Here is a 13,581-nt window from a genome sequence, read left to right as displayed (position 1 = left end):
CGAACAGAACGGAGTAAAACGATATGAGTCGTCACCCCGCCCGGCGCGCCCTGATGGCTGCCGCGCTGGTCTGCGCCGGCCTGGCCCTGGTGTCCTGCGGCGCCGATCCCGACACGTCCGTGCAGTCCTCCGACACCGCCGACACCCCCGCCTGCAAGCTGCTGAGGCCGGTGTCCGTCGAGTTCGGCCTCGGACAGCCCTCGGTGAGCGAGATGTCCGGGGACGGCTGCACCGCCCACAGCCACGAGTTCGGCACCCTCACCGTGACCATGCGGGACCGGCCGCTCGAAGCGGCGGCCACCGGGCAGGGCAAACGGAGCACGATGCGGTTCGGCGACCACGACGCCGTGATGCTGATGGGCTCCCTGAACGGCGTCTGCAAGATCTTCCTGGACACGGGGGAGAAGAACAGCCTGGAACTGCGGCTCGGCCGGACCACGGCGATGACCCCGCAGGTGTGCACCTCGCTCAAGAAGGCGACGGCGAAGGTCGCCGACGATCTCCCCGCCGCGGCCCCGGCCTCCGCGTCCGGCTGACCCGCCCGGCGCGCCGGGAGCACGCCACGTACGCGCACGACCCGGCCGCGCCCCGTCAGGAAACGATGTGTGCCGGAGCCCGACCGCAATCCGGGCTCCGGCACACACGCGTGCGCGCAAAGGCGCGCCGCCCGCCCCGCGCGGGGCGGGACGTCACGCCCCCACACCCGCGCCGCACGTCCCTCACCGAAGCGTGCGGGCGGTCGCGACCAGGGTCGCCTCGCCGACGGAAGCGATCCCGAGGGCGGGTGCCCGGGTGCCGTCCGGCCCGCCGGCCGCCGGTCCCGGCAGCCCCGGGGTCCGGTCGATGACCCGGACCGTCGCCGGTCCCGGCGCCAGCTCCAGCTCCAACTCCGTGCCCCGCTCGGGCACCTGACGGACCCACAGTTCCCACGCGGCGTCCCCGGGCGGGTCGTCCGCGAACTCTCCGGGCACCCCGGACACGGACCAGCCCCGAACGGCCGCGCCGCTGACGACGATCACCAGCTCCCGGGCGCCGCGCTCGGAGACCGCCGTCACCCGGACCCGCCGCCCCCCGGCCTCCGAGCCTCCGAGCACCTTGGTCGTGATCCTGGGACCGGGCAACGGGTACTCCTCGGCCGGGCCCCGCCGTACCGGCACCCGCCAGCCCGGCCAGAGGTCGGTCACGGAACCCGGCTCGGCGTCCGCAGGCAGGAACCGGTCGCTCCAGTCGTCCGAGGGGGCCCCGCTGAGCCAGTGGGCCGTACGCCGGTCGGCGTCCCACAGGTACGCGAGGTCGGCCCGCAGATGGCGCTCGCGCTCCGGAGGCAGCAGCGCGGTGCCCGCCAGCACGGCCACCGCCACCACGGCCGCGGTCACCGGCAGCAGCCGCGGCAGACCCGGCAGCACCCCCGGCAGCAGGGCCGTGAGCAGCGCCGCGACGGCCACCGGCGCGGCGACCAGGCCGAGGCCCAGGGCGTCGGTGAGCAGCGGCAGCAGCGGGAACACCAGCAGGGCGGCCGGGACCGTGCCCAGCGCGGCGGCCAGCACCCGGCCCCGTACGGTCGTCCCGGCCCGCGAGGTGAGCACGGCCGCGGCGGCGAGCAGACCCAGCGCCGGCCAGATGAACACATGGCTGCCGCCGGGCAGCGCCACCGCGCTCACGCAGGACAGCAGGATCCACAGCAGCGCCGCGCCGGCCACCTGCTCACGGGGACCGGCCCACCGCCGGACGAGCAGCGCCAGCGTGGAGCCGACGGCCAGGGTGAGCGCCAGGAACCCGGCGAGGGCCGGACCGTGCCCGCCGATGTCGTAGTAGTGATCGAACTCGACGTGTCCGGACGCCGTCAGCGGGGCCAGGGCGAACGCGGCCCCGGCGGCGAGCAGCAACTGGCCGAGGGCGACGAGGAAGCCGCGGCAGACGCCACCGATGCTGAGCAGGCCCCGGGCGCGCAGCCGCAGCAGCAGCACCAGACCGAGCCCGGCCGCGGCCAGCGAGGCGGGCAGGGCCGCGCCCAGTGGATAGGAGACGAACCATCCGGCGGCCTGGAAGTACGCGGAGTCCCCGGCCGGGGTGCGCGCCAGATCGGCGGAGCCGAGCGCGCGGGCCAGGCCGAGGGCCTGCCCGCCCTGGTGCTGGACGGTGGCCGGGTCGACCTGCTCCGGGGTGTCGGTGGCCCCGTGGTAATGGGTGTAGCCGTCCAGATAGGCCAGGTTCAGCCCCTGGTGCCCGGCTTCCTGGAACACCGTGAAGTCGGTGAGGTTGGGCATGTAGTCGTACGCGGCGTCGAGCAGCGAATCGGTCCGCGCGCCCGGCACCTCTCCGGCGAGGGTCTTCACCAGCCAGGCGGTGTCGGGACCGGCTTCGAACATCAGGCTCGGCCCGCGGCTGCCGCGGGCCTCGAAGTTCAGGATCACGGCGTCGGACGGCAGCACGCCCGGTGTGTTCACCAGGGACTGCGCGCCGAGCAGGCCGCTCTCCTCGGCGTCGGTGAACACGAACAGGACGTCGTTGCGCGGTGGCGGTCCGGTACGGAGCGCGCGGGCCGTCTCCAGCAGCACCGAGACCGGGACCCCGGCGTCGTTGGCGCCCGGCCCCGCCTCGGTGGAGTCGTAGTGGGTGACCAGCGCGACGGGCCGGGTGCTCGCGGTACCGGGGATGCGGGCGACGACGTTCTCCAGCCGCAGACCGGCGTACCTGGAATCGGCGCCGGTGGGGGAGAGGTCCGGCCGGTGGGCCGCCGCCGCCCCGGTGTGCACCCGGGTGTCGATGCCCAGCGCGGTGAGGGTACGGACGAGGTACTCGCGGGCCTGCGTGTGCGCGGCCGAGCCACTGGGCCGCGGGGCGGCGGCGATCTCCCGTACGTGCGCGGTGGCGCGGGCGGCCGAGAAGGTGTCGGCGGGGGCGTCCGGGCCGCGTGCGGCGGGCATCCGGCCGTCCCAGATCACCAGCGACAGACAGAGCGCGGCGAAGGCGGCGACGGCCGCGGGGAACACCCAGCGGGCCGCGGCGGGACGGCCCGCTCCCGCCCGACCCTCGACCGGTTCGCGCCGGTCGGTGTCGTGGTCCCCGGGGTTGTCGCGGGCCTGCCCGTCGGCGCCGGGATCCTTCGGGCCGCCGGGGTCGACAGGCCCGGGAGCGGGCGTCTCCCGGCTCTCGGGCGGGGTGCCGCCCGCGCTGGTGTCATACCGCTTGAATGCCATAGACCGTGGATCCCTCACTCGGCCGGTAGCCGCGTGGCACCCCGGCGGTGCTCTCCCGCCGGCGCAGGGCGATCTCGATGCGGTCGAGCACGTCCTGCTCGGCGACCGCGCCGAGTTCCGCCGCGGCGCGCTGCCGGGCGTGATCGCGGACCAGCGGGTTGAACGCGTAGGTGGGGCCGTCCTTCATCGCGCCGGGGGCGACCGCCAGCAGGTGCAGATTGACCAGGGTGTCCAGCAGCCGCTGGGCGTCCTCGCCGGGCCGGTCGGAGACGGCGGAGGCCATCCACTCGGGGACGTGCTCCATGTCGCACAGGCTGAGCCGGAGCCACAGCCGGTACCCGGCCGGGGACAGCTGGTCGAGGGAGGACGCGAGCCGCGCTCCCATGTCCAGGCAGCCTATGGAGAGTTCGTCGATGCGATTGCGCTGGGTCGCCAGACGGTCGGTGAAGCTGCGCAGGGTGCAGCGCGGGCGGGCCCGCAGCCGCGCTCCGGCGGCCCGGATGGCCAGCGGCAGGTGTCCGCAGAGCTGGGCGATCCGCCTGGCGCTGTCGACCTCGGCGAAGACCCGTTCCACGCCCACCAGGGAGGCGAGCAGGTCCAGGGCCTCGTCGGTGGGCAGTCCGTCGACGCTGTACTCGGTCAGGCCCGGGATCTTCAGCAGGCTGGCCCGGCCGGTGCACAGGACCGCGCTGTCGCCGCTGGGCAGCAGGGCCTCGTACCGGGAGGACTCGGCGACGTCGTCCAGCACGATGAGCAGCCGCTTGTTGGCGGTGACGCTGCGGAACAGCGCGGCGCGGGCGGCGAGGCCCGCCGGGATGCGCTTCTCGGGCACCCCGAGCGCGTCGAGGAATCCGTGCAGCACCTCCTGCGGGGCCGCCGGGTCGCTCTGTCCGTGCAGGTCGGCGTAGAGCTGGCCGTCCGGGAAGTGCTGTTGCAGGGCGTGGCCGACATGGATGGCGAGCGCGGTCTTGCCGGTGCCGCCGCAGCCCGCCAGCGCCAGCACGCGCGGCCCGCCGTCCGCGCGCAGGTCCGAGGTGATGCGGTGGAGCAGGTCGCGCCGGCCGCTGAAGTCCTTCACCCGGGGCGGTAGCTGGGCCGGCACCTTGGAGGGCGGCCAGGGCTGGTACGACACGGCGGGCGGCGGTGCGATCGACTCGCCGGACAGGATCTTCTGGTGCAGTTCCTGGAGTCCGGGGCCCGGCTCCAGGCCGAGACTGTTGATCTGGGTGAGGCGGTTGTTGCGGTAGACGGTGAGCGCCTCCGCCCGGCGCTGGGACAGGTGCAGCGCGGTCATCAGCTGGGCGCACAGCCGCTCGCGCATCGGGTACTCGGCGACAAGTGGCTTGAGCTCACTGATGAGTTCGGCGTGCCGGCCGAGGGTCAGGCCCACGTCGAGCCACTCCTCCAGGACCGAGAAGCGGCGCTCCTCCCAGTGCGCGGCCACCGCGTAGGTGAGCGGTCCCGAGAGATCGGCGAGCGGCTGACCCCGGAAGAGGGCCAGGGCGCTGCGGTATTCGGCGGTGGCCGACTCCAGATCGCCGACGGCCACCAGCTCCCGGGCTCGGCGTACGGACTTCTCGAACGCGTGGGCGTCGAGGTCGTCGTCGCCGAGCCGGATCCGGTAGCCGCCCTGTTCGGTCTCGATGAGATCGACCGGCGCACCGGCCGCGGCGAAGGCGTTCCGCAGGCGCCAGACGCACGTCTGTATCTGCTTGTCCGCGGTGGCCGGCGGAGCCGAGCGCCATACGGCGTCGATCAGCGAATTGACCGGGACGATTCGGTTCGTATGAAGCAGCAGGGCCGCGAGCACCGTCAGCTGGCGATTCCTGCCCACGCGAATTGGCTTTCCGTGAATGATTACCTGTAATGGCCCCAGGATGCGAAAGAAAATGTCACGACCATTGTCGTCCAGTCCTTCTTGGGAGTGACCTGTATTGAGAGATGAATATCCGTTGTGGATCGGCAAGATCATCCTCCGGGCGCCGAGGCAATTGGCAGGCCAGCAGGGAACTTTAGGAGAGCATCAGGCGTCATGTCCATACCCCCCCTTGGTGATGACCATGGACTTTCTTCGGAGAACTTTTCCATCGGCAGGGATTCTTTGCACTGTGCACAATGCGGACTGGCTTGAATAGATCGGTCCCGTGGAGGCGGCTATCGGCGAGGCATCGATCGGCCGCCAACTATGCTCGTTGGCCTGAAATCGTCATCGTGCGCAGGGCCAGTGAGTCGACCTTTCCACCTGGCGTTCTCGGCAGTTCCGGCAGCTCGGTGATGTGATCGGGACGCATCGGCCCGGGAAGGGTCTCGGCTATTTTCTCGCGCAACTCCGAGACCGTCGCCCCGGCTCCCAGCACCACGAACGCGATCAGCCGTTCCCCCGCCTCCTCCCGGCGCAGCAGCACCGCGCAATCGGTCACCGCGGGGTGCCTGCGGACCGCCGCCTCGACCTCGCCGAGTTCGATCCGGAACCCGCGTACTTTGACCTGGTGATCCACCCTGCCGAGAATGCGCAGCCGGCCGTCCTCGCCCCACCACCCGCGGTCCCCGGTCCGGTAGAGGCGCCCGCCGGGCTCGAACGGATCCGGCAGGAACCGCTCCGCGGTCAGCGCCGCCCGCCGGTGGTAGCCATGAGCCACGCCGGGACCGCCCAGGTGGATCTCGCCGGGCACTTTGGGCGGTACGGGCCGTAGCCGGGTGTCCAGTACATATGCCCGGTAGCCGGGCACCGGACGTCCGATCGGGATGGCCGCACCGGCCGCCTCGGCGGGGCCGCAGCGGTGCGTGGTGGCCCAAACCGAACACTCGGTGGGCCCGTAGTCGTTGAACAGCGGCGCGTCCGGACACAGGCGCAGATGCTCGGCGACGATGTCCGGGCTGAGTGGTTCCCCACCCACGGCGACCATCGAGAAGCGGCTCAGCACGCTCCGGTCCGCGACCTGGAGCACGATCCGGTAGTGCGAGGGCACCGCGTGGATGTGTGTGACGGCCGCGGCCTCCAGCAGTTTCCGCAGAGCCATGGGGTCGTGCGCCTCGGTCTCGGTCGGCAGCACCACCGCGCCGCCGCTCGTGAGCGCCCAGAACATGCCGCCCGCCGCCCCGTCGAAGCACAGCGGCGGCAGCACGAGGTCCCGGCCGGGCGGCGGGCCGGCCACCGCGCGGGCCGCCGTGGAGGCGACGATCGCCCGGTGGTGCACCCCGATGCCCTTCGGCTCGCCGGTGGAGCCGGAGGTGTAGATGACGTACGCCAGATCGCCGGGCGTGACCGGAACACCGGGGGAGGTGCCGGGCAGCCCGACGGCCCCCTCGGCCGGAAGTACCGGCACCGGGACGGAGAATTTAGGCCGCCGGCGGGCCAGGAGCGCCACGGCCCCCGAGTCGGCCAGGATGTGCCGGATCCGCTCGGGCGGGTACGTCGGCTCGATCGGGACGTACGCGGCGCCCGCCTTCAGGGCGCCGAGCATCGCGGTCACCGACCAGGCGGCGCGCTCGGTGAGCAGGGCGACGAGCCGGCCGGGACCGACCCCGGCGGCGCGGAGCTGCCGGGCCACCCGGTTGGCGTCCTCGTCCAGTTGACGGTAGGTCAGTTCGGTGTCCCCGCACAGCACGGCCGGCGCGTCCGGGGTCCGTGCGGCGTGTTCCTCGACCAGGGTGTGCAGGCAGCTTCCGGGAATGGACCGCTCGGCGCCGCGCGACCAGCCGTCGAGCGCGGTCCGCTCCGGCGCGGTGACACCGTCGATCGCGTGCACCGGCCGGTCGTCGAGCAGCCCGTCCAGCACGGCGAGCAGGCGCTGTACGAAGGTGGCGACGGCCGTCTCCTCGTACAGACCCGTGTCGTGGTCCACGCGCAGCCGGTCGCCCTCCAGCAGGACCAGCATTCCGTGGTGCGCGACCGCGTCCGGTACCCGGACCGGCAGCGCGGTGTACGCGCCGATCCGCTCCGGCTCCGGTTCGCCGCCGGCGGCCAGCGCCAGCGCCGCGCGGAACCCCGGTGGGACCGGGACACCGGAGGCGACCGCCTCCCCGGCCCGCCACAGGGCCGCGGCGCCCGACTCGGTCTCGGTCACCCCCGGCGCGATCGCCACGGGGCTGTCGGACGCGACGACCAGCGCCGTCCCCGGCGAGCCGCCGCAGCGCACCAGGAGCAGCGCGACGGCGGCGGCCAGAGCCGCCTCGGCGGTCACTCCGGTGGCCCGCAGCCGTGCGACGGCCGGGCGGGCCGGGACCCGCAGGGTCCGCGCGTTCCCGGATGCCCGGCCGTTGCCCAGGAAGGCCGGCGGCTCCGGCGCCGAGTCCCCGGCGCCGGAGCTCCCCGCCCCGGCGGGGTCCGCGAACGGACCCTCCGGTGCGTCCCCGGCCGCCGGGAACGGGGTGTCGTCCGTCAGCAGCCACCGCAGCACCGCCGCCGGGGGCAGCGGATCCTCGGTGACCACCACCAGAAGGAACCTTTCCGCACCGAGCCGGGCCAACAGCACCCGGGCCGGCCCCGGTTCCACCTCGGCGGCGGCGGCCTCCTCCCGGACCAGCTCGCCCCACTCCGTACCGTCCGCCCCGCCGGTCACCAGGTCGTGCACGGTGAGCGGGACCTCCGGAACCCGGGCCGCGACCCGCGCCCGCAGCGCCCGCAGGTCCGGCCGGCCGTCGACCAACCAGGTCCCGGTGGTGAGACAGGAGCGGCCGTCCGCCGCAACCCCCGCGGGAACGGGCAGGGGAACAGCCGCCGGGCCGGCTGCGGGAACGGACACGGGCACGGATGCGGACATGACTCGCTGCCTCCTGTAGCGCGGTTGTGGTGTCGTGGTGAAGCGGCCGGACGGGTGTCCGGCCGCTTCTGTGTGCTCCCACGGCCCGTCAGAGCAGTACGCGCTCCGCCGGGGTCTCCCGGTGGGCCCGCGACTTGCGCAGGTCCCGGGTGACGACCGCCTTCTTGAGCCAGCGGTCCGTCCCGTCGAACCGGGCCTTGAACGCGCTCCTGCCGTGCACCGCCCGGTAGTTGTCGATCACCAGCAGGTCACCGGGGGCCAGCGCGACCTCGGTCAGGTTCCGTTGCAGCTCCCCGGCCAGCGCGGTCAGCGCCGCCGCGGCCTCCTGATCGCCCGGCAGCGGCGACATGAACGCCGGGTCGATCCGCAGGTACGGCCGGTCCGGATGCCCGAACAGCACGGCGCAAGGCTCCGGATCGTCCTGCATCCGCTGCACCGCGTGGAGGCTGCCCCGGTTCTCGGTGAGCTTCCGCGCGTGCCTGAGGTGCTCGGTGTCCGGAAGGATCAGGAACCGAGGCTGGCCGAGCACCTCCCGCTGCTCGTCGGTCAGCGTCACCTCGTCCACCCCGGCCACCACCGTGGGAACCGCGTCATGGTTCCGCAGTCCCAGCAGCAGCAGATAGTCGCAGCGGTACGGGTGGAAGCCGTCCTCGGTGTGCCAGGCCAGCTCCACCGTGCCGTGACCGCTCTGGTCGTTCTCGTGCGCGGGGACCGGCAGCACGTCGTGCACCAGCCGTCCGTTCTGAAGGGTCGACCAGCCGAACAGGTCCCCGAGGTGCGCGGTCGCCAGCATGAGGGCCACCTCATGCACCGCGGACTCCGGTTCCCTGGGTGGCTCCCGCCAGTCCAGCGGGGTCGGTCCGAGCCGGCTGTCGTCCACCGGAAGGCCCCGAACGACCAGGCAGGAGGCCGTCTCCGCGTGCCGGAACTCCCGCAGCTCCCGGATCAGACGCGGTGGCAGCCGGTGGGCCTGCACGGACAGGTCGTCCAGCAGGGCAGGGGCGCTGCTCGCCCCGTGGTCCCGAAGGACCGAGCGGGTGAGCGTGTCCAGAGCGGCTCCTTCGGCCGCGTCGAGGTCCACGTACCGGATCATCGGCGCCCAACTCCCCGACGATCCGTATGGAAGCGTCCTCGTGTGTTCACGAGTTCTCCTTGTCCTGACGTCAGTTGGCGATGTCCTGCTTCGCGACGAAGGTCTCGGGGTCGGGCAGGTATCCGCCTTCCACCAGGAACCGGAAGCAGGAGTGCGCCCACTCCTCGGCCACCGGCGGGCAGGCGATGCCCGAACCTTCGAGGGCCTCCGTCAGTACCCGGCACTCGTCCATCGGGTTGATCTGCTTCTGCAGCTCCGGGTCGAGCGCGGCGTGCCGCATCGTGGCCACCCGCAGCAGCGGGGTCATCGGGAAGAGGATGTGGTCCTCGCCGACGTCCAGCGCCCGCTGCCTGGCGTCCTCCTCGTCGATGACGTCGAGGTTGTAGCCGAACGACCGCAGCCACTGGTAGCACTGCTGCATCGTGGTGGGCGCCGGGTTGGTGATGTTGAAGTTCTTCCCGAAGTTCTCCTCGCGGAGCGAGGTGTAGACGACGGCCTGCGCCGTGAAGTCCACCGGCACCGCGTTGATGACGTCGTTGTAGAGCGGCAGCACCCCGAGGTCCAGGAAGCCCCGCAGGTACACGTACAGGTAGTCGGTGTGGTGCGAGGCACCGGTCTCGGCGTGGCCCGTGATCATCCACGGGCGCTGCACGGTCAGCGGGATGCCCCGGTCGCGGGCGATGTACATGATCTTCTCGGCCAGCCACTTGCTGCGCGGGTAGCCGGTCGGAATCCGGATCGGCCCGCTGTCCAGGTCCTCCTCGGTGAACGGCCGCTCCGCGCCGCTGCCCATGAACACGTCCACGCTGGAGATGAAGTGGACCGACTTCAGCGTCTGCGTCGTGGCCAGCCGCAGCACCTCCTTGGTGCCCTCGACGTTGGCCGGGCGGGCCGCCTCGTACGGGTAGGTGAAGTTGACCACCGCGCCGCTGTGGTAGATCACGTCGATCCGGGACGCGCAGGCCGTGAACTCCTCCGGGCTCAGACCGAGCCGCGGCTTGGCCAGGTCACCGATGACCATGCGCATCCGGGAGCGGTACGACTCGTCCCACGCGTGGTAGGTGCGCAGGGTCTGCTCCATGCGCTCCCAGGCCGCGTCCTCGCTCTCCGCCCGGACCAGGCAGTGCACGAGGGCCTCGGTGCTCTTGATCAGCTCCACCACGAGGAACGCGCCCAGATAACCGGTGGCACCGGTGACCAGCGCGTGGCGCGGGTTGAACCACTCGGAGTGCGGCAGGTCCCCGGGAGTGATCTCCTCGGGCAGCCGGACCTCCTCGTGCAGCTCCTCCAGTTGCTGCGCGTACAGGACCTCGCTGTCCACGTTGTCCCGCTGCCGTCGGTCCTCCTCGATCGCCGCGGCGACGCCGGCCACCGTGGGCACCCGGAAGATCTGCTCCACCGGCAGGGTCACGTCGTGCGTGCGGGCCAGCTGCGCGGTCAGCCGCGCCACCAGCAGGGAGTTCCCGCCGAGTTCGAAGAAGTCGGCCACCGCACTGACCGCGGGCACGCCCAGCAGAGAGCAGAAGGTCTCCGCGATCTCCGCCTCCAACTGGGTCCCCGGCTCCACGAAGTCCTCGATGCCGAGGTCGGGGGCGGGAAGTGACGCGGTGTCCACCTTGCCGTTCGGGGTGAGCGGTATCCGCTCCAGCGTCACGAACGCGCCCGGCACCATGTAGTCGGGCACCGCCGCCAGTACGTGCTTGATCAGGGCTTCCTTGGTCAGCACGCGTCCGACGACCGGGACCACGTACGCCACCAGGCGCTGCACGCCCGGCTGGTCCTCCCGCGCGATCACCGCGGTCTCGGCGACCAGCGGGTGCCGGCGCAGGACGTTCTCGATCTCGGTCAGCTCGATCCGGAAACCGCGGATCTTGACCTGGGTGTCGGCGCGTCCCAGGAACTCGACGCTGCCGTCCTGCCGGTAGCGGGCGAGGTCCCCGGTCCGGTACAGACGCGCTCCCGGCTCGTCGGAGAACGGGTCGGGCAGGAAGCTCCCCGCCGTCATCCCCGGCCGGCTGACGTAACCGCGGACCACGCCGCCGCCGCCGATGTACAGCTCGCCGGGCACGCCGGGCGGCACCGGGCTCAGCCGCTTGTCCAGCAGGTGCAGACGGGTGTTGGGGATCGGGTGGCCGATCGGCACCCGGCCGGCCGCCGCGTCCTGCTTGGTCACCGCGTGCACCGACGCCCAGACGGTCGCCTCGGTCGGACCGTACTCGTTGAACAGCGCCACCTCCGGCGAGCGCCGGTGGTGCGCCTCGACCAGACCGGGCGGCAGCACCTCACCGGCCAGCACGGTCGTCCGCACCGAGGGGAACGCCTCCGATTCGGCGTCCAGCAGCACCGCGTACTGCGAGGGCACACCGTCGACGTGGGTGACCTCCTTGGCGCGGATCAGCGCGCCGAGCAGCCGGGGGTCGAGCACCTCCCTCTCGTCGGGCACGACGACGGTGCCACCGCGGCGCAGCGTCCAGTACAGACCGCCGCCCGAGGCGTCGAAGGTGAACGGGGCCAGCACCAGATAGCGCTCCGGCAGCCCCGGGGCCTCGATGACCGAACGGGCCAGCGTGGAGTGCACGATCTGCCGGTGCTCCACCGCCACACCCTTCGGGCGGCCGGTGGACCCGGAGGTGTAGATGACGTACGCCAGGCTGTCCGGCGCGACCGCCACGGCGGGCCGGGTCACCGGGCCCTCGGGATCGGCGGTCGGCACCGCCACCCCCTCCAGCCCCGGCAGCTTGCCGGCGAACCCGTCCAGCGCCCCCTGGGCACCGACGACCAGGGAGATCCCCGCGTCCTCGGCGATCGACGCGATCCGGTCCGCCGGGTACGACGGGTCCAGCGGCACGTACGCGCCGCCCGACTTCAGCACGCCCAGCAGCGCGACCATGGTGTGCACCGACCGGTCGGCCAGTACGCCGACCAGGGTCTCCGGGCCCGCGCCGAGACCGGCGAGCCGCGCGGCCAGCGCCTCGGCCCGCAGCTCCAGCGAGGCGTATGTCAGCTCCGCCGCGCCGGAGGTCAGCGCCAGGGTGTCCGGGTTGGCCGCAGCGGCCTCCCCGACCAGCTCGTGCAGCAGTCGCGGCCCGGCGTGCTCGGTGCCGGTCGCGTTCCACGCGGCGAGCCGCTCCTGGTCCGGGCCGGAGAGCAGCGAGAAGTCCGCCAGCGGGCGGTCCGGTTCGGCGACCGCGGACTTCAGGAGCAGCAGCAGCCGGTCCAGCAGCCGCTCGGCCGTGTCGCGGTCGAACAGCGCCGTGTTGAACTGCGCGCGCAGCGACAGCTCCCCGTCGCGGCGGACCGCGAACAGGTCGAGGTCGTGCGGGGTCCAGGTGACCGGCAGGTTCACCGGACTGGCGACGGCGCCCGGCAGCTCACGGCTGCTCCACTCCTCCTCGAAGCCGAACAGGGCCTGGAACAGCGGCGTGTGGCTGAGGTCGCGGGCGGGCTGCGCCGCCTCCACGATCTGCTCGAACGGCAGCCGGCCGTGCGCCAGTGCCTCGTCCAGGGACGAATCGGTCCGCCGCAGCAGCCCGGTCAGCGTCTCGCCGGCGTCCAGGTCGAAGCGCACCGGCAGGGTGTTCTCCAGCGGGCCGACCAGTTCGCCGGCGCCGTCCTGCCAGGACGGCGGTACGGGTACGCCGACCGCGAACCCCTGCTGCTGGGCGTGCCGGGAGAGCACCGCCGTGTACCCGGCGAGCAGCACGCGGGACAGCCTGTGGCCGGTGCCGGCCGTGAACGCGTCCAGCTCGGCGCGCAGTTTTGTCGGTACCGCCACCGTCACCACGTCGGCGTCGATGGTCTTCACCGGCGGCCGCGGCCGGTCCGTGGGCAGTTCCAGGGTGCTCAGGCCCGCCGTACGGGCGCGCCAGTACTCGATGTCCTTCTCGGCGTCGTCACCGGCCAGCCAGGCGCGCTGGGCGGCGGCGAGGGCCTCCGGCTCGGCCGCGAGGGCGGTGACCTCCGCGCTCCCGCCGAGCAGGTTCGCGTACCCGGAGAGGACCTCGTCGGTGAGCAGCCGCACCGAGCGCCGGTCGGCGACCAGCTGATGCACCGTCAGAAGCAGTACGTGGTCGTCCTCGCCGAGCCGCAGCAGGCTCGCCCGCACCAGCGGACCCTGCGACAGATCGAACCGGCGGCGGGTCTCGGAGGCCGCGATCCGGGCCAGTTCGGCGTCGAGCCGGTCCGGGTCCACCTGGACCACCGGAAGCCGCAGTGACGCCACCGGCCTGACGGTGGCCATCGGGTGGCCGTCCACCGTACGGAAGGTGGTACGCAGCACCTCGTGGCGCTGCACACTCGCCGACAGTGCCTGCTGGAGCACGGCCGGGTCCGTCCGGCCGGTCAGCCGGACCGCGACGCTGGTCTGCCAGGGCCGCTTCTCGTCCAGCTGGATCAGCAGCCACAGACGGCGCTGTTCCAGGGTGAGATTGCTGGTGACGTTGGCGGATGCGTCCAGGAGGCCCGCCAGGAGCGCGCGCTTCTCGTCGGACGTCAGGGAACTGATCTCTTGCTGCCCGCTCATTCG

Annotated in this window: 6 protein-coding genes; 1 reads left to right on the top strand and 5 read right to left on the bottom strand. The window is 72.8% G+C overall.

The genetic code is table 11. The annotated features are described in order from the left end of the window. Positions 1–23: 23 nt before the first annotated feature. Positions 24–536: a hypothetical protein gene (locus SSPS47_RS03855; protein ID WP_147878639.1), complete on the top strand. Its 513-nt coding sequence runs from the start codon at positions 24–26 to the stop codon at positions 534–536. Between the two features lie 183 nt (positions 537–719). Here the strand turns inward: SSPS47_RS03855 and SSPS47_RS03850 are convergent, their stop codons facing one another. From SSPS47_RS03850 to SSPS47_RS03830, 5 genes are all read right to left on the bottom strand, one after another. Continuing rightward, on the bottom strand, positions 720–3,200 hold the full coding sequence (locus SSPS47_RS03850) for a M28 family peptidase (protein ID WP_164248743.1): 2,481 nt from the start codon (positions 3,198–3,200) through the stop codon (positions 720–722). Beyond that, entirely contained in the window at positions 3,181–5,034 is a 1,854-nt protein-coding gene (locus SSPS47_RS03845; protein ID WP_164248741.1) for an AfsR/SARP family transcriptional regulator, read from the bottom strand. The genes SSPS47_RS03850 and SSPS47_RS03845 overlap by 20 nt, the downstream gene beginning before the upstream one ends. Positions 5,035–5,383: 349 nt before the next feature. After that, positions 5,384–7,963, bottom strand: a complete 2,580-nt coding sequence (locus tag SSPS47_RS03840; protein WP_164248739.1) for an amino acid adenylation domain-containing protein — start codon at positions 7,961–7,963, stop codon at positions 5,384–5,386. Positions 7,964–8,051: 88 nt separating this feature from the next. Continuing rightward, positions 8,052–9,056, bottom strand: a complete 1,005-nt coding sequence (gene gntD / locus SSPS47_RS03835; RefSeq protein WP_147878635.1) for a guanitoxin biosynthesis L-enduracididine beta-hydroxylase GntD — start codon at positions 9,054–9,056, stop codon at positions 8,052–8,054. 70 nt (positions 9,057–9,126) lie between these two features. Beyond that, positions 9,127–13,578, bottom strand: a complete 4,452-nt coding sequence (locus tag SSPS47_RS03830) for a non-ribosomal peptide synthetase (RefSeq protein WP_164248737.1) — start codon at positions 13,576–13,578, stop codon at positions 9,127–9,129. Positions 13,579–13,581 lie beyond the last annotated feature (3 nt).

It is taken from the genome of Streptomyces sp. S4.7 (assembly GCF_010384365.1).
GTDB lineage: Bacteria > Actinomycetota > Actinomycetes > Streptomycetales > Streptomycetaceae > Streptomyces.
This window is presented reverse-complemented; position numbering and strand designations above follow the sequence as displayed.